We start from the raw sequence: 17,700 nt of genomic DNA, 5'->3' as shown, positions 1-17,700 counted from the left end.
CAGCGAGGGACCGGAATATTTGCTCCGGTCCCTCGCTGTCATTCAGACTGTGCGGCTCTTAGCGCTTCTTCTTGCCGTCACGGCGGTCCTGCGAGGCTGCCTTGGCAGGGTTTCCCGAGCGTCCCGTCGCGCGACCCTCGATCCGGGTCTGGGTCCCGCCGCCTTCCGCGGGCGCCGTGTACTGCAGTTGTGCCGGCTTTTCAGGCGCTTCCAGCCCGGCGGCGTGGATCTGCGGCTCGTGGTGTTCCGTGTGCGCACCGGCGGCATCGGCAACCACTACGTCTTCCGCAGGCGTAACTTCGACCTCAAGGTTGAAGAGGAAACCGACGCTCTCCTCCCGGATGGCTTCCATCATGGCCTGGAACATCGTGAAGCCCTCGCGCTGGTATTCGACCAGCGGATCACGCTGGGCCATGGCACGCAGGCCGATGCCTTCCTTGAGGTAGTCCATCTCATATAGATGTTCCTGCCATTTCCGACCGATGACCGACAGAACAACGCGCCGCTCAAGCTCGCGCATGCTCTCGGAGCCAATGGTTTCCTCACGGGCCTGGTACACCAACTTGGCGTCGGACAGGATCTCTTCCCGGAGGAACTCGACCGTGATGCGCGATTTTCCGCCCGCCTCATCGATCACATCGTGCGCGGTCACGCTCACGGGATAGAGCGTCTTGAGGTTCGTCCAAAGCTGGTCGAAGTCCCAGTCGTCGCCGTTGCCCTCAGCGGTGGCTCCGTCGATGAGGGCGTTGATGGTGTCCTCAAGGAAGAACTGCACTTTTTCGTGCAGGTCGTCACCCTCAAGGATGCGGCGACGGTCGCCGTAAATGGCTTCGCGCTGCCGGTTGAGGACGTCGTCGTACTTCAGGACGTTCTTGCGCTGCTCAGCGTTCCGGCCCTCCACCTGGCCCTGGGCCGAGGCAATGGCGCGGGAAACAAGCTTGGATTCAAGGGCCACATCATCGGGGACAGAGCTGTTCATCAGGCGTTCCGCTGCTCCGGAATTGAACAGGCGCATGAGGTCGTCAGTCAACGAGAGGTAGAAACGGGACTCGCCGGGGTCGCCCTGACGGCCCGAGCGACCGCGGAGCTGGTTATCGATCCGGCGTGACTCGTGCCGTTCGGTGCCCAAAACGTAGAGCCCGCCGAGATTCAGTACTTCCTCGTGCTCTTCCTTGACCGCCTGCTTGGCGGCCTCCTGGGCCTGCGGCCACGCGGCCTCGTACTCTTCCGAGTTCTCTTCCGGATCCAGCCCCTGCTTGGCGAGTTCGGCGATGGCCGTGAACTCGGCGTTGCCGCCCAGCATGATGTCCGTTCCACGGCCAGCCATGTTGGTGGCCACCGTCACGGCGGCCTTGCGGCCGGCCTGGGCTACTATGGCCGCTTCCCGGGCATGGTTCTTGGCGTTAAGGACCTCGTGCCGGATGCCCTCCTTGGCGAGCAGCCGTGAGAGGTACTCGCTCTTCTCGACGCTGGTGGTACCAACCAGGACAGGCTGGCCCTTTTCATGGCGTTCGGCGATATCCCTGACCACTGCATCGAACTTGACTGTTTCGTTCTTGTAGACGAGATCCGAGCGGTCGAGGCGCTGCATGTCCCGGTTGGTGGGGATGGCAACCACTCCGAGCTTGTACGTGCTCATGAATTCGGCGGCTTCAGTTTCCGCCGTGCCGGTCATGCCGGACAGTTTGCCGTACATGCGGAAGTAGTTCTGCAGGGTCACGGTGGCGAGCGTCTGGTTCTCGGCCTTGATCTCGACGCCTTCTTTGGCCTCGATGGCCTGGTGCATGCCCTCGTTGTAGCGGCGGCCGGCCAGGATGCGGCCGGTGTGCTCGTCGACAATGAGAACCTCGCCGTCAAGGATGACGTAGTCCTTGTCCCGCTTGAACAGTTCCTTGGCCTTGATGGCGTTGTTCAGGAAGCCGATCAGCGGAGTGTTGGCGGACTCGTAGAGGTTCTGGATGCCCAGGTAGTCCTCGACCTTTTCAATCCCGCCTTCCAGGACGCCGACGGTGCGCTTCTTTTCGTCGACCTCGTAGTCCTTCTCCGGCTGCAGCCGCAGTACGACCTTGGCGAATTCGCTGTACCACCGGTTGGTGTCGCCCTGGGCGGGACCGGAGATGATGAGCGGGGTCCGGGCCTCGTCGATAAGAATGGAGTCGACCTCATCGACGATCGCGAAGTGGTGTCCGCGCTGGACGAGCTCCGACTTATCCCATGCCATGTTGTCGCGCAGGTAATCGAAGCCGAACTCGTTGTTGGTGCCATAGGTGATGTCCGCGGCGTACTGCTCGCGGCGGACGGACGGGTCCTGATTGGAAAGAATGCAGCCGCTGGTGAGGCCGAGGAAGCGGTAGACGCGGCCCATGAGCTCGGACTGGTATTCGGCCAGGTAGTCGTTGACCGTGATGACGTGCACGCCGTTGCCGGCCAGGGCGTTGAGGTAGGCAGGAGCTGTGGCCACGAGGGTCTTGCCTTCACCGGTCTTCATTTCGGCGATGTTGCCCAGGTGAAGTGCGGCACCACCCATGAGCTGCACGTCGAAGTGCCGCATGCCAAGGGTGCGGGAAGACGCCTCGCGCACGGCGGCGAAAGCCTCTGGGAGGAGATCATCCAGCTTTTCGCCATCCTGGTGGCGGGCCCGGAGCCGGTCCGTTTCTTCACGCAGTTCGGCGTCGGTGAAGGTTTTGAATGAGTCTTCAAGGGCGTTAATGGAATCGGCATAGTTCCGCAGTTGCTTCAGGGTTTTTTTGTCACCCGTGCGGAGAAGTTTTTCGATTAGTGATGCCACGTGAAGTTGCTCCCAGTCTCATGCTGCCGAATTCTGGCGTGTTTAGTCTACGGGAGAGACGCAGAGCACGTTGCCCCTGTTCCCTGAGAGCGGATACTGCTCTCCTGTTTCCTGGACGGCGGCCGAGACACTTCCGGCGAGGTCTCCGGCCGGAGACACCACCACGTCCTCCAGCCCCAGCCACTCGGCCATCAGCCGAAGCTCGGCGGCAAGTTCGACGGCGGTGTCCTCCGGTGCGTCCGGCTCGCCAAAGCACGCCCGGACCAGCAGTTTGCCGCCGGCCCGGTCTGCTTTGAGGTCCACCCTGGCCACGAGGCGGTCCCGGAGCAGGAAAGGGAGAACGTAGTAACCGAACCGGCGCTTTGGTTCAGGGGTGTAGATCTCGATCCGGTAGTGGAACCCGAAAAGCTCTTCCAGCCTCCGGCGTTCGAAAACCAGTGAGTCGAAAGGGCTGAGCAAAGCCCGGCCGGTTGCAGCGCGCGGTAACCGGGCGTCAACATGGCGGTACAGCTTCCGGTCCCAGCCCTGCACCGTCACCGCTTCAAGCCGTCCGCTCTCCTCGAGATGCTGAACCGATACAGCCGCGGCTTTGATCGGTGTCCTGAAGTAGTCGGCGAAACACCGTACGGTCCCTATCCCGTGCGCCTGTGCGGCCGCGTCGATAAGCCTGTCCATGGCTGCAGCGGGGTCCGGTGCCGCTTGCGCGGCCGTGGCCGGCAACACGTCGCGGGTCAGCGCATACTTGCGCTCGAACTGCTCCGTGCGCGCAGCCGAAGAGACGACACCCTCTTCAAACAGGTGCTCCAGGACGCGCTTGACGGCATTCCAGTTCCAGCCCCAGTTGACGTGTTTACGGTCCTCCACGTGGCCGATGGCCGCTGTGAGCTCGGAGGCAGTCATCGGCTTTCCGCCAGCGAGGGCATCCAGCACCAGTCGGGTGACGCCGGATTTCAGGCCTGGATCCATTGCGGAAGCGCCAACCCAAGTGCGGTTCTGCCACACCACAAGGTCCTGGAAATGTTCAGGCCTGATGAAGCTCGCTTCGTGGGCCCAATATTCCATCATCCGGCGCGGATGCTTGCCCGCCATCTGCTGAAGGATGGTGCGGTCGTAATTGCCAAGCCTCGAGAAGAAGGGAAGGAAATGGCTTCTGGCCAGGACATTGACGGAGTCGATCTGGACCAGCTGGATCCGGGCAAAGGTACGGCCCACCGTCCGTGAAGTCACGGGCGCGGCGGGCCGTCCTTTGTCCAGTCCCTGGGCTGCCAGGGCAATCCGCCGGGCCTGTGAAAGGCTCAGCGTTGCACCCATGTCAGCCCTTTCGTTTGTTAGGGCACCATCCTAGGCTGTTGCAGCCGCATCGTCGGAGCGGTAGGCGTGGATCTTCTCCTCGGCGGTGTTCTCGCCGGGCTCGCAGTAATGGTCGAGTGTGATGACACCGTAGGTCCAGCCCCGGCGCCGGTAGACCACAGACGGCGCATTCGTGGCCTTGTCCACGAAGAGGTAAAAGTCGTGCCCGATAAGTTCCATGCTGTCCACGGCATCATCCAGCGTGAGGGAAGCGGCAGGGAACACCTTGCGGCGGATCAAGACCGGCGAGTCGCCGGCGGGAATGTCGTTGTCGACGTCGTACGGAGACTTCTCAACCGGCTCCTGAGCAGGCTCGTCACGGTGGCTCGCTTCGACGTAAATAGGTTCGTTAGAGCTGGCAGGCTCCAATGTTGCCGTGGCCTCGCGTACTGCTTTGGGCGTATGCCGACCGTGATGGACCTTCTTGCGGTCCTTGGCCCTGCGGAGCCGCTCAAGCAGCTTGTTGTAGGCGAGATCGAACGCGGCGAACTTGTCTGCGGCGCTTGCTTCGGCACGGATTACGGGGCCTCGGCCCAGGACTGTCACTTCGACTGTGAGCTGGTCACCGGTCTGGCGCGCGTTCGTTTCCTTGGAAACCTTCGCGTCCACCCTCTGGACCTTGTCCCCGAGCGACTCGATCTTCGAGATCTTCTCGCCGGCGTATTCGCGGAATCGGTCCGAGACCGTCAGATTTCGTCCGCTGATCATGAACTCCATGGTGCCCTCCAAATGACTTCGGTGACACGACGGCGGCGCTTCGTGGGGACGATCTGAATGACAGTCGAGCCCCTTTCCGAGCCGCTATCGAAAGGTACAACTGATCTTGGTACCCATACCCGACGTTAGTTCATAGCAACGAGTTATTCATCCTTTCGCTGTTTATTTTTTTGTATGTCTCCGGTACCGGCAGTCCGCTTCGGACCGGGCCAGCGGGGGTGCAGCATCAGGCGCACGGGCGGCAGCCAGGACCACCGCCCCGCGGACCACTCCCCCTGCCTGATGCACTGCCCGGGCGGCTTCAGCGAGCGTCGAACCCGTGGTGAGGACGTCGTCGACAATGATGCACGGGCGGCCCCGCAATCCGCCCGCACGCCCCTTCCTGACAGCGCGCATGGAACCACGGACGCGCCGGGACCTGTCCCCTCTTCCCAAGCCTTTCTGACCGCCGGGAACGGCTGAGGCTACTCCGGGCGTCCTCACCTTCCGCAACACATCGTGGCAGCTCATGCCGTGGAGGGCGTTGCTGCGGATGAGGAAGTTCAGCATCAGGTGGACCGGGCTGAACCCTCGTTTGCGGTAGGCGCCATGGCTGCTGGGCACGGGCACGAGCCAGATGTCCCCGGCTCCGGCAGCCGCGGCGAGGATCGCCCGGCCAAGGGCCTTCGCCAGAACAGCCGTGAGCGGCCGCTGTCCATGCCGTTTGAACGCAAGGACCGACTGAGCCAACTCTTCTCGGTAGATGCCCGCTGCCACCACGGGCAGAATGATTGACCCGTCCACGTCCATCAGGGCATGTGCCGCAGACTCGGCCCGGAACGGGTGCCGCGTCAGCAGCCGGACCTGCCGCTCGCAGCCCGGGCAGATAGCCCGGTCCTCCTTGCCGCAGCAGACGCACTCAACCGGCACTGCCAAGGCCACGACCTCGGCCGCCGCGCCGGCCAGCGAATCGGCGGCCCTCAGCAGCCGCTGCGGATGTTGGCCGCGGTGCCTGGCAGGCCAGACCGGCTCAGGCAGCAGGTCCGGGTCCCTTGGCATGCTGACTGCCGGCGCCCTGCGTCGAATCTCCACACAGCAAGCGTCCCTTGAATGGCGGCGCCGGGAAAGAAACCAAGGGCCGTTTGTGGAAAACCCGTCGAATCACTCAGCCGGGAAACGAGGGGTCCTTGGGTCCTTTCAGCTGAGGGGACCAACCATTTCCGAGCCGCTGGAAGACGCCGTCCGCGGACTGCGCGAAGATCTCCTCGGGTCCGTTGCCGGCGCTGAGAGCAACCAAGCCTGGCCACGGGGCCAGCTTCTGGGGCTGGGGCGAGGTGAGGGAAAGCAGCTCCGGGGTGACATTCGCAGAGGCGGCGCCCTTCATCACCGCAACGGTCGTGTCGTTGACCCAGACGCCCTGGTTGGGGCTGTCACTGGCCTGCAGCGTGATCGGGGCCGTCAGTTCCTTGGGAGTCCCGTCCGCGCTGCGGATGATGCCTGTCACCTGGACCCGGGTGGAACCGTTTTGCTCGGAAATAACCAGCGCCCGGACGCCCTCGCGGGAGACGCGGAAATCCTTGACCGTACGGCCCGCAAGCCAGGAGGGAGCCAGTGTCACCGACGGCACGGAGGCAGCTTGCGCTATCCCGGTGGGACGGAAGGCAGTGAGCTCGGTGACCCCTTGCACTCCGGGTCCCGCGGTCCAGACCCAGTCATGCAGGCTGAACGACGGATGGGACAGCGTGCTCCGCGTGATCAGGGCCCTCGGGGGTTGCCCGGGAACCATGGAATACAGTGTGCTGCGGCTGCCGTCCAGGAAGGCCACCGACTGCGAAACCGGCGACTCTGCAGGCGACCGCGGCTTCAGGCCCGCAACGGACTGCATGTCAGGAAGCGGAGAAATCCTGTTGTTTTCGTAGCGCACCAACTCGTTGTTGCTGACGGCGATCTGGCGTGCCGGGGCATTCCTGTTTTGGACCGGCGGCAGCACCGTCCCATTATCTTCAACACGCACAAGGTCCTGATTGGCCCTTAGCTCCACATTGATGACATCCGGCTGGCTGCGGAACGTCAGGGCCAGCTGGGTCTGCATCCGGAGCCTGTCCTCGGTGGAAGCTTCGGTGAGTTCCTTGGCTGACAGGTCCACCTGGGCCGCTCCTGAGACCACCGGAACCGACTCCCGCGCCAGTTTCATGCCTGACGGGAAGGCACTGACCACGGCGCCCTTGAGATAGGGCGCGGGGCCGGCGAGCAGGGCACTCGTCATCGACTTGACGGTCTTCTTCTTGATGAACCATCGCACATCAGGAACGGCGTAGGTGAAGGCGGGATCGTAGAAGTAGATCGGGTAGGCACCGTAAATGACCTTGAATGTCTCTTCGGGAATGGCGGTGCCGTCCGGAAGTTTGGAAATCCGCCATTCCCCGTCGACCTGGGTCAGTGTGACCGGGATGCTCTCCCTGGTTCCCGCCGGCATCTGGGTGGCGACGCCGTCGGAATCCACTGAATACGCAACGTCAAGTTCATAGTTGAAGACACCCTCGACGCCGGTCTTTACCACCTGCTCCGATCGGAACACCAGGGTCCGCTGGTCAGGCTTCCAAGCGACCGAAGAGGCCTGGGTGAGGTACTGCCGGGCCACCGCGTAGTCGTCCTCGTAGCCGCTGCCCGCAAGATAGAAATCCTCGATGACCGCTTCGGGACTTGAGCCCGTCCGGGGCGCCACCGGGAAAAATACCGGGGCATTCGGATTTCCCGCGCTCTCGTCGGTACTCTTCCCGACGGGTCCCGATCTCGGGATTTGGGCGCAGGACGTCGCAAACAGAAGCACGACGGCGAAAATGGTTGCCAGGATGCCCCTGCCACACAGTGCCCTGCCGCTCATGGCCTCTCCCTTGTGCCGGCTGCTTCGCGCGCCGACGTTTCGCCGGCCTGAACAGCTTCAATCACCTGCGCGGCTTCGTGGGGCTCGCCCGGATCAGCCGCTGCAGGCACGCTGTGTCCCAGCACGAGCACGGTGTGGTCGGTGGAAGAGGTCAGGCCAACCTCCGCCGGCTCAAGCTGAAGCGGCGACTTCGTGATCGTGTCGCCCTGCTTCAGGGGCAGGGTCAGCCGGAAGTTGGAGCCGGCGCCCTTACTGCCCCACGCCTGGAGCCAGCCATTGTGGAGTTTCGTGTCCTCCGTCGCGATGGACAGGCCCAGGCCACTGCCTCCCGTAGTCCGGGCCCGGGCGGGATCGGCGCGCCAGAAGCGGTCGAAGACCCGCGCCGCTTCAGCCGGACTCATGCCAATCCCGTGGTCCCTGACGGTGACAGCCACTGCGGTGCCGTTGGACGCCACCGAGATGTTGACCGGCTTTCCCTCCCCGTGTTCCAGGGCATTCAGCACAAGGTTCCGCAGAATGCGGTCGATGCGCCGGGCGTCCATTTCCACCACGATGCTTCCCTCCGGCGCATTGAGTGTCATGCCCGAACCGTACTCTTCGGCAACGGGAGCTACTCCCTCCATTACGTGGGCAATGAGCTGAACAATGTCTGTGGCTTCGGCGTCCAGCATGGCGACGCCGGCGTCGAACCGGGAGATCTCGAGCAGGTCCGCCAGCAGCGACTGGAACCGTTCCACCTGGTTGTACAGCAGCTCCGCGGACCTTTTGTTAATAGGGTCAAAATCGTGGCGGGCGTCGTACAACACCTCAGCTGCCATGCGCACGGTGGTCAGCGGGGTCCGGAGCTCATGGGAGACGTCGGAAACGAAGCGCTGCTGCATCTGCGACAGTGTTGCGAGCTGGGTGATCTGTTCCTGGAGGCTGGCCGCCATGTGGTTGAAGGACGCTCCCAAACGCGCCACTTCATCCTCACCCTTGACCACCATCCGCTCCTGCAGCTGTCCGGCGGCGAGTTTTTCGGACACTACCGCCGCATGGCTGACGGGGCTAACAACGTTCCGGGTGACGTACCACGCGATGGCGCCGATCATAAGGATCAGGGCTGCACCGCCAGCCCACAGGACGTTCTGGATCTCGTTCAGTGTCTGTTGCGCCGTGTTCAGATCGTAGATCAGATACAGCTCATAGACGGTGCCGTTGAACGTCACCTTGTTGCCGACGGCGATACCCGGGCGGTCTTCCGTTCCCACCGGGAACTCTGTGGACGCCCAGAACTGCTCCTTGCCGGAATCCTGCACCGCGGCCCGGAGCTCTTTGGGAATGACACTGACCGTTAGCTGGTCAGATGCCCGGGACTCGACCCAGCGGTTGCGGGGCTTGGTTTGCTCGGGCATCGCCTCAAACACGTATCGGCGCTGGATCACCGAGCCCTTGCCCTCAACTGCATTCAGGGTGTCGTAGACAAGCGTGATCACGCTGGACTGGTCGGTGACCTGGGCGCCGTCGAACGTGTCCTGCACCTGCTTGACGTTGTAGCGGGTTTCGGACTCCGCCTGGGTCAGGCGTTCCTGGAAGAGGTTGTTGGCAATCTGGTTGGACAGGTACGCCCCGACGATCGCAAATGAACTCATCGAAAGCAGAAGTGTCGTCAGGACTGTCCTGAACTGCAGCGAACGCCGCCACCTTCGCTGCAAGGAGTACAGCAGGAACCGGATGCCGGGGAAAACCCTGTCCAGTCCGCTACGCACCAGGCGCGCAACCCGGAGTGAGACGATCAGTGCCCGCCGCCGCCAGATCCGGGCCTGCGACGGTAACCGGGCGAGGCTGGCTGCGAGGGCGTCAGTATGCTCCGGAGCCGGATGAGAATGGGGCTTCCGGGAACTGTCCGCGGCGGTCACTACGCCGTCAGTTTCAGCGGCGCCGGTGACATCGGAGCCGGTCCCCTCAAGGTCAGTCGCAGGGCGTCCCGGCGCCACGGAATCCGGCGCCTTGGCGCCGGTGCCGCTACCCTCCGGGGCGTCAGAGGGATTCTGGCCCTGGGGTTCAGGAACCTGCTTTATAGCCGACACCACGAACCGTCAATACTACTTCCGGTGCTTCCGGATCACGTTCAATCTTCGACCGCAGCCGCTGGACATGGACATTGACCAGCCGGGTATCCGCCGCATGGCGGTAACCCCAGACCTGCTCAAGGAGCAGTTCGCGGGTGAACACCTGCCAGGGCTTGCGGGCCAGGGCTACCAGAAGATCGAACTCCAGGGGCGTCAGGGAAATCCGTTCGCTGCCGCGGTTCACCGCGTGGCCTGCGACGTCAATCGTGATATCCGCGATGCGGAGCGTCTCCGGAGCCTTCTGGTCGCCGGGCCGGAGCCTCGCCCGGACACGGGCCACCAGTTCGGCGGGTTTGAAGGGCTTAGGCACGTAATCGTCGGCGCCGGACTCCAGGCCCCGGACGACGTCCGAGGTGTCCGACTTGGCAGTCAGCATGACGATGGGAACATCGGACTCCGCACGGATCTGCCGGCACACTTCGATACCGTCGGTCCCGGGGAGCATCAGATCCAGCAGCACAAGATCCGGCTTCGAGGAGCGAAAGACTTCCAAGGCCTGCCCGCCGTCCGCGCAAAAGACAGGCTCGAAGCCGTCATTGCGCAGGACAATGCCGATCATTTCAGCCAACGCCTCGTCATCATCAACTACCAGAATGCGTGCCTTCATAGTTATATATTCCCTTATTGCCCTTGCTTTGTCTTATTGACGGGATCCTCGGCATGGCGGCGGCGCAGGACCGCACATCGATTCCGTCCGGGGATGCGGGCAGCCGCTAGGATTCAGCCAGACAGACCGCCCATCAGGAGGTCCCCGTGAACACGCCGATTTACGAACAGGCCATGGGCGCCGGCTTCGCCAGGTTGCAGCCGGAGCTGCAGGACTACTTTTCGCTGGCGCCCGGTTCAGGCCGCTATGGCGTGGGTGAAGGCATCTTCGATGTCGTGGGCTGCCGGCAACGCTGGCTGAGCCCACTGCTGCGGATCACATCCGGGGAGCAGGCATTTTTTCCCGAATACGGCGAGCGCGTGCCATTCCGGATAGAAAACCACGCGCACCTCGACCCGTTCGGCCGGTCCAGCCTGACAGCCCGGCGGCAGATATTCCTCCCCGGCCGCACCAGGATCTTCCAGGACACGACAAGCGTGCGCTCCCCGACCGCCCGCGGGGCGGAGGGACGGCCGCAGCTCGTGGATTATGTGGGCAGATATCGCCGGCTGGTCACCGACCTGAACCTCAGCGCCACGCCCGAGGGCAGGCTCCGGGGTATCTCCGATGCGTCCCGGCTGTTCCTGGGGCCGCTGCGCCTGCCGCTGCCGGCGTCGCTGGACGCAAAAGCCTATGCCGAGCAATGGTGGGACGCTTCGGCGGGCCACTATGGCCGCCACCGGATCCAGGTGAAGGTCATCCAGCCCCAGATCGGCCTCGTCCTGGTCTACGCCGGAAGCTTCGACTACAGGCTCGAGTCCTATCCGGACGGCACTTCAGCGCCTGGATTCCTTCCACCGTACGCCGCGCCGGACCGGTGGGAGCAGCGGAGCTGACCGCCCGAGAAACCCTGCCGCGTTGCAGGTTCTGCCCGGTCCGGGTTTCTTGCCGGTCCGCGGTCAGTCCGGTTGCGGGTCAGTCCGGTGACGGGTTCAGCCCGGTTGCGGGTTCAGCCCAATGCGAGCTGGTTCAGGGCATCGGCCGCGTGCGTCAGCCGGGTGAGCACCGCTGAAGCACCCGACGGCGCGTACCCCTCAAGTCCCGCGGAAGGGGTGATCCGGAGCGTGCCCAACGACGCCGCCGGCAGCCCAAGTTGCCGCCAAGGTCGCCACACCGCGTCTGCGACCTCCGCGGCCCTCGGCAATTCAGAGGCAGGGTTCTCCACTGCCAGGGCACCGGCCCAGAGCCGCTTGCCGGCTTCGACGGCCTCGGCCAGCTGTTCCCACTGGCGTGACGTCAGTGCCTTGAGCGGAACGGCTATCCCGTCGGCACCGGCGGCGAGAATCTGTTCAAACGGCGCCTCGATTTCCGGTACGGCAATGACAGTCTCGGCGGCGCCGGCGGCCCGGAGGGCATCCACCACTACCCGCCAAAGATCCGCCACCTCCTGGCCGGCGACGGAGCGCAGCGTCCGGTAACCACTGGACGTCGGAATGGTGCCGGCTAGTACCGACGCGATATCCGGTTCGTCCAGCTGAACTACGAGCCGTGCGCCCGGAACAGCGCTGGCCACGCGTCCAAGGTGCTCCCCCACGCCGGCAGCAAGGGAGGCTGCGATGTCGCGCCGTGCGCCATAGTCAATCAGGGCCCGCTCACCGTTGTGGAGGTGCAGTCCGGCGGCCAGGCTCAATGGGCCCACAAGCTGAACCTTGAATTCAGCCGCCGGGGTGTCCTCTGCCCCTGCAACATCCGCCTGCACGTTGATGTCCGTGGAGAGCGCCGACCTCGCCCTGGTGAGATCGCGACCGGGCCGGTCGACAATGCGCCAGCCGTAGGGCTGGACGTCCACCGCCATCTCCACGAGCAGGGACGCCGTGCGCCCTATGGCGTCGGCGCCGACGCCACGGTCCGGCAGTTCGGCGAGGAACGGAAGATGCGGGCTGCCCAGTTCGCCGCGGATGATGCGGGCGGCCTCAACCGGATCATGCCCCGGCCATGGGCCCAGCGCGGTGGCAGTCACCTGGAGCTGCTGCGCCTCTTCTGCTGCAGGCACGGCTTAGGCGTTGAGCGGTGTTGAGGGGCCGGAGACCGGGCCGGCCGGCCGGACGGCATCGGCCTGGCCGTTAGTACCCCGCGCGGCGGCATTGAGATGGTCCTCGGCGATCGCCTCATGGTGGCGGATCACCTCGCCGATAATGAAGTTCAGGAATTTTTCCGCGAAGGCAGGGTCAAGCTGGGCATCTTCCGCGAGCCGTCTCAGCCGTGCAATCTGCGCCGTTTCCCGGCCGGGGTCGCCCGCGGGAAGCCGGTGGGCCGCCTTGAGGAAGCCCACTTTCTGCGTCGCCTTGAACCGTTCCGCCAGGAGGTAGACGAGGGTTGCATCGATGTTGTCGATGCTGGACCGGATCGACAACAGCTCCGCCATCACTTCGGGATCCACGTGCCCGGCCAGCGAGCTCGCGGCGGGGTCGTAGGACTCAGTGTCAGGCAGATCATGGTTTAGCTCGGTCATGGTTCCAGTCTATGGGCAGAGCCGGGAACTCCGCCGGTGTTAAGCGCCCGCACCGGCCTCCGCCGGACGGAGAATGTAAGTGTTCCGCAACACACCGACGATGGAGGTTGGCATGAAGATCGCAGTTCTTGGCACGGGCATTGTGGGCAGAACCCTGGCAGGCAGACTGGTGGAGGTTGGGCACAGCGTCACGCTCGGTTCTCGGTCGGCCACGAACGAGGCAGCAGTGGAGTGGGCTGCCGGTGCCGGCCCGCTCGCGAAGGCCGCCACGTTCTTCGATGCAGCCGCGGATGGTGAGGTAGTTATCAACGCCACACCAGGCGCTGTGTCACTCGAAGTGCTCGCGGCCGCGAGCACCATGAACCTGGGCGGCAAGGTGCTGATCGACGTGGCCAATCCGCTGGACCATTCGGCGGGTTTCCCGCCGTCGCTCTCCATATCGAATACGGACAGCCTCGCGGAAACCATCCAAAGGGCGTTCCCGACGGCCAGGGTGGTCAAGGCCCTCAACACCATGCGCGCCGACGTCATGGTGGCCCCGGAGCGGCTGGCCGGCGGCGACCACGACGCCTTTCTGGCCGGCGACGACCCTGAAGCCAAGGAAGTGGTGGCGCGGCTGCTCGCGGAATTCGGTTGGCGGGCGGAACACATCAAGGATCTGGGACCCCTGGACGCCGCCCGCGGGATGGAAATGTGGCTGCCGCTGTGGCTCCGGATTTTTCTGACGCAGGGCAACAACAATGCGTTCAACATCAAGGTGGTCACCGGCTAAGGCACAAGGATGACCCCAGCAAGACAAAGCGTGCCCGCCCTCCGCTGTGGAGAGTGGGCACGCTTGCCAGTCCCTGACCGCCGGGCTAGATGCCCAGGAGGGTGCGGTGGTCTTCCCGCCGCTTCGCCTGCTCGGCAGGATCAGGCACGGGCAGCGAGGCGATGAGCCGCTTCGTGTAGTCGTGCCGCGGCGCACCCATGACGTCGTGGCCGATCCCCTGCTCAACCAGTTTGCCCTTGTACAGCACACCTACCCAGTGCGAGAGCATGTCCACCACTGCGAGGTCGTGGCTGATGAACAGTGCAGCGAACCCGAACTCCAGCTGGATTTCCTTGAACAGCTCCAGGACCTTCGCCTGCACCGAAACGTCCAGCGCAGACGTCGGCTCGTCAGCGATCAGCAGCTTCGGGTTGAGGATCAGGGCCCTGGCCAGCGATGCCCGCTGGCGCTGCCCGCCGGACAGCTCGTGCGGAAAGCGGTCAGCGTACGACGCCGGCAGCTGGACTGATTCGAGCAGCTCGCCAACGCGCTTGCGTGCCTGGGCCGGGGTTGGGTTTGTGTGGATGATGAGCGGTTCCGCCACGCAATCCCCGATGGTCAGTTGCGGATTGAACGATGCGGCCGGGTCCTGGAAGACGAACCCGATTTCCTTGCGCAGCGGCTTGAACGTCCGCTCCTTGAGGTTGAGCATCTCGTAGCCCAGCACGTTCAGGCTTCCGCCGGTGGTCCGGTTGAGGCCTGCGATGGCACGGCCGATGGTGGTCTTCCCCGAGCCGGATTCGCCCACAAGGCCAAAGACCTCCCCCTCGGAGACTGTGAAACTGACACCGTCCACAGCCTTGAAGGCAGGCGTACCCAGCCGGCCGGGGTACTCGATGGTCAGGTCCTTGGCCTCGACCAGGACCTTCCCGCCCTGGTGCGCCCGCTCAGTCATCCCTTCCGAAGCCGAGTTCCGGCCAAGGTGCGGGACGGCTGCCAGCAGCTTCTTCGTGTAGTCCTGCCGGGGTTCGGCGAACAGCGTCTTCGCCGGGGCTTCTTCGACGACGTCGCCCTGGTACATCACCACGACGCGGTCGGCGAGATCGGCGACGACCCCCATATTGTGCGTAATCAGCACGATGGCCGTTCCGTATTTGTCCCGAAGATCCCGCAGAAGCTCGAGGATTTCCGCCTGGACCGTGACGTCCAATGCAGTGGTGGGCTCATCCGCCACGATCAGTCCGGGATTCAGGGCCAGCGCTGCGGCAATGACCACGCGCTGCTTCTGCCCGCCGGAAAACTGGTGCGGGTAGTAGTTGACGCGGTTCTCCGGATCGGGGATCCCCACCTTCCGGAGGGCGTCGATGGCCCTGGTCTTGGCTTCCTTGGCGGATACCCGCTGCCCGCCGCCCGCGTGGGCACGGATGCCCTCTGCGATTTGCCAGCCCACGGTGAAGACGGGATTCAGGGCCGTGGACGGCTCCTGGAAGACCATCGCCACGTCACGTCCACGGATCTGCCTGAGTTTGGCCGCGCTGACGCTGATGACGTTGTTGCCGTTGATCAGCACCGCCCCGCCGCTCGTGGCCGTTTCCGGAAGCAGGCCGAGGATGGTCTTGGCGGTGACGGTTTTGCCGGAGCCGGATTCGCCCACGATGGCGAGGACCTCGCCGGCCTTCACCTCGAGGCTGACGTCCTTGACGGCGTATACGTCGCCGCCGTCGGTAGCGAAAGTGACCTTGAGATTCTCGATCTCAAGAACAGGGCTGCCGCTGGCCTCGTGCCGGTCGGACACTGAACCTATGTCGATGCTCAAAGTTATCTCACCTCTGCTTGCAGGGCCGCCTGGGCTACCGCTGTGGGGTCCGGTCCGCTGCCTTTGCCGCCGGCACTCTTGCGTCCGCGAAGGCGTGGATCGTTCAGGTCGTTGATGCTCTCCCCCACCAGCGTGAGGCCAAGCACTGTCCACACAATTGCCAGACCGGGAAACACTCCCGTCCACCAGATGCCGGAAGTTGTGTCAGCAAGCGCCTTGTTGAGGTCGAAGCCCCATTCCGCGGCCGAGCTGGGCTCGATGCCGAACCCCAGGAAGCCAAGACCCGCCAGAGTCAGGATCGCCTCGGAGGCATTCAGGGTGAAGATCAGCGGCAGCGTCCTGGTGGCGTTGCGATAGATGTGTCGGCTCATGATGCGGACATTCGAAGCGCCCACCACTTTGGCCGATTCGACGAACGGTTCAGCCTTGAGGCGTATCGTCTCCGCCCTGATGACCCGGAAGTACTGCGGAATGAACACCACGGTGATTGAGATGGCCGCCGCCAGGACGCCCCCGAACAGGTTCGACTCGCCGCCGCTGATGACAATCGCCATGACAATGGCCACCAGGAGGGAGGGGAACGCGTAAATGGCGTCCGCGACGACCACAAGAATGCGGTCCAGCCAGCCGCCGAGGTAACCGCTCACCAGGCCCAGGATGACGCCGGCGAAGATGGACAGCACCACGGCCACGACGATCACGAAGATGGCAGTCTGCGAGCCCCAAATGACGCGGGAGAACACGTCGTATCCGCCCACAGTCGTTCCCCACAGATGCTTGCCACCCGGCGGGTCCTGCGTGGGAAAGCTGCCGTCGTTGTCGGAGAGCTGGGCAAAGCCGTAGGGTGCCACGAGCGGCGCAAAGATCGCCGTGAGGAGGAACAGCCCGGTCAGGACGAGGCCGATGACGAGCATCGTGCGCTGCAGCCCCACGCTCTTGTTGAAGTGCGAAATGACAGGGAGCCTCTTGAACAGGGGCACCCTGCGGTGGACGGTGGACGACACCGGAGTAGGTGTGCTCATGTCAGTACCTCACCCTGGGATCGATCAGCGCGGCCACGATGTCCACGATGAAGTTGGTGACGGCCACGATGACGGCCAGCAACACCACGATGCCCTGCACCGCCACGAAGTCGCGGGCGGTCAGGTAATTGGCCAGTTGGAAGCCCAGGCCTTTCCACTCGAAGGTTTTTTCCGTGAGGACTGCCCCGCCAAGCATCACGGCGATCTGAAGGCCCATCACGGTGATGATTGGGATCAGCGCCGGCTTATAGGCGTGCTTGGTGACCAGCCTGAATTCGCTGACTCCGCGGGAACGCCCCGCCTCGATGTAGTCCTTGCCGAGAGTACCGATCACGTTCGTACGGACCAGCCGGAGGAAGATCCCGGCCGTCAGGAGCCCCAGGGCGAGCGCTGGCAGCACGGCGTGCGCCAGCACGTCTCCCAGTGCGGCCATGTTCCCGCTTCGGACCGCATCAAGCCAATAGATCCCGGTAGGCGCCTGGAGCGCTGTGAGCGATAGTTCGCTGGACGTCTTGGCACGCCCTGCAACAGGGAACCAGCCGAGCCAGACCGAGAAAGTGAGCTTGAAGAGAAGTCCCGAAAAGAAGACCGGTGTGGCGTAGCAGAGGATCGCGAACACGCGCAGCACGGCGTCGGGCATGTGGTCGCGGCGGTGCGCTGCAATCATGCCGAAAGGTATGCCGACCAGGAGCGCCACAATCAGGGCGTTGATCGTCAGTTCAAGCGTGGCCGAACCGTAGGTGGCGAGCATCTCCGTCACCTTGCGGTTGTCGGAGAGTGTGGTGCCGAAATTGCCGGTGATGAGCTGGGCGAGGTACTCGAAGTACTGCACCAGGAGGGGGCGGTCGTAGCCCGCGGCATGGATCCGCTCCTGCAGCTGTTCCGGTGGAAGCCGGCCGCCCATGGCTGCCGTAATGGGATCGCCGGTGATCCGCATCAGGAAAAACACCATGGTGACCAGGATGAAAATAGTTGGAAAGATCAGCAGGAACCTGATCATGATGTACTGGCCAAGTCCCCCGCCGGCCGATTTTTTCTTTGACGGCAGTAGGCCGTCGGCGTCGCTTGGCGGCGCCTCAATCAGAGTAGTCATTCTTACCTAAAGTTGACGTTTCCGGGGCACCGTGGCGCCCCGGATCTACTGTGCATCCAGCAGAAAAGGCGGGACGCCGGCTGGGCGTCCC

14 protein-coding genes are annotated in these 17,700 nt (G+C 63.9%); 2 read left to right on the top strand and 12 right to left on the bottom strand.

Annotated elements, in window-relative coordinates:
• Positions 1–58 precede the first annotated feature (58 nt).
• The 7 genes from secA to mtrA form a co-directional block, all read right to left on the bottom strand.
• Positions 59–2,788: a preprotein translocase subunit SecA gene (gene secA / locus AC1D14_RS00965; protein WP_230117008.1), complete on the bottom strand. Its 2,730-nt coding sequence runs from the start codon at positions 2,786–2,788 to the stop codon at positions 59–61.
• A 42-nt stretch (positions 2,789–2,830) separates the two neighbouring features.
• Complete coding sequence (locus tag AC1D14_RS00960) at positions 2,831–4,099, bottom strand: winged helix-turn-helix domain-containing protein (protein ID WP_476880767.1); 1,269 nt, start codon at positions 4,097–4,099, stop codon at positions 2,831–2,833.
• 30 nt (positions 4,100–4,129) lie between these two features.
• Positions 4,130–4,855 carry a ribosome hibernation-promoting factor, HPF/YfiA family gene (gene hpf / locus AC1D14_RS00955; protein ID WP_230117010.1) on the bottom strand — a complete coding sequence of 242 codons (726 nt, stop codon included), beginning with the start codon at positions 4,853–4,855 and terminating at the stop codon, positions 4,130–4,132.
• Between the two features lie 162 nt (positions 4,856–5,017).
• Positions 5,018–5,893, bottom strand: a complete 876-nt coding sequence (locus AC1D14_RS00950) for a ComF family protein (protein WP_476967928.1) — start codon at positions 5,891–5,893, stop codon at positions 5,018–5,020.
• Between the two features lie 106 nt (positions 5,894–5,999).
• On the bottom strand, positions 6,000–7,718 hold the full coding sequence (locus AC1D14_RS00945; RefSeq protein ID WP_230117012.1) for an LpqB family beta-propeller domain-containing protein: 1,719 nt from the start codon (positions 7,716–7,718) through the stop codon (positions 6,000–6,002).
• A complete protein-coding gene (gene mtrB, locus AC1D14_RS00940) occupies positions 7,715–9,790 on the bottom strand; it encodes an MtrAB system histidine kinase MtrB (protein ID WP_230117013.1) in 2,076 nt (691 codons plus the stop codon). The genes AC1D14_RS00945 and mtrB overlap by 4 nt, the downstream gene beginning before the upstream one ends.
• Positions 9,762–10,436 (bottom strand): MtrAB system response regulator MtrA, encoded by a 675-nt coding sequence (gene mtrA / locus AC1D14_RS00935; RefSeq protein WP_230117014.1) that lies wholly within the window; start codon positions 10,434–10,436, stop codon positions 9,762–9,764. The genes mtrB and mtrA overlap by 29 nt, the downstream gene beginning before the upstream one ends.
• Positions 10,437–10,582: 146 nt before the next feature.
• Here mtrA and AC1D14_RS00930 point away from each other — a divergent pair, with 146 nt between their 5' ends.
• A complete protein-coding gene (locus AC1D14_RS00930) occupies positions 10,583–11,311 on the top strand; it encodes a DUF4166 domain-containing protein (protein ID WP_230117015.1) in 729 nt (242 codons plus the stop codon).
• A gap of 113 nt (positions 11,312–11,424) precedes the next feature.
• Here AC1D14_RS00930 and AC1D14_RS00925 read toward each other — a convergent pair whose 3' ends face one another.
• Positions 11,425–12,468 carry a uroporphyrinogen decarboxylase/cobalamine-independent methonine synthase family protein gene (locus AC1D14_RS00925; RefSeq protein WP_230117016.1) on the bottom strand — a complete coding sequence of 348 codons (1,044 nt, stop codon included), beginning with the start codon at positions 12,466–12,468 and terminating at the stop codon, positions 11,425–11,427.
• 3 nt (positions 12,469–12,471) lie between these two features.
• Complete coding sequence (locus AC1D14_RS00920; RefSeq protein ID WP_230117017.1) at positions 12,472–12,927, bottom strand: chorismate mutase; 456 nt, start codon at positions 12,925–12,927, stop codon at positions 12,472–12,474.
• A gap of 112 nt (positions 12,928–13,039) precedes the next feature.
• On the opposite strand from AC1D14_RS00920, the gene AC1D14_RS00915 reads away from it, so the two are divergent.
• Positions 13,040–13,699: an NADPH-dependent F420 reductase gene (locus AC1D14_RS00915; protein WP_230117018.1), complete on the top strand. Its 660-nt coding sequence runs from the start codon at positions 13,040–13,042 to the stop codon at positions 13,697–13,699.
• 85 nt (positions 13,700–13,784) lie between these two features.
• Here the strand turns inward: AC1D14_RS00915 and AC1D14_RS00910 are convergent, their stop codons facing one another.
• Genes AC1D14_RS00910 through AC1D14_RS00900 form a run of 3 tightly spaced genes read right to left on the bottom strand, consistent with a single transcriptional unit; the run spans position 13,785 to position 17,609 of the window.
• Complete coding sequence (locus AC1D14_RS00910) at positions 13,785–15,494, bottom strand: ABC transporter ATP-binding protein (RefSeq protein ID WP_230117019.1); 1,710 nt, start codon at positions 15,492–15,494, stop codon at positions 13,785–13,787.
• Positions 15,495–15,496: 2 nt separating this feature from the next.
• Entirely contained in the window at positions 15,497–16,516 is a 1,020-nt protein-coding gene (locus AC1D14_RS00905; RefSeq protein ID WP_230117020.1) for an ABC transporter permease, read from the bottom strand.
• A 1-nt stretch (position 16,517) separates the two neighbouring features.
• Positions 16,518–17,609 carry an ABC transporter permease gene (locus AC1D14_RS00900; RefSeq protein WP_230117021.1) on the bottom strand — a complete coding sequence of 364 codons (1,092 nt, stop codon included), beginning with the start codon at positions 17,607–17,609 and terminating at the stop codon, positions 16,518–16,520.
• Positions 17,610–17,700 lie beyond the last annotated feature (91 nt).

The organism is Arthrobacter sp. P1_B11, from assembly GCF_056406715.1.
This window is presented reverse-complemented; position numbering and strand designations above follow the sequence as displayed.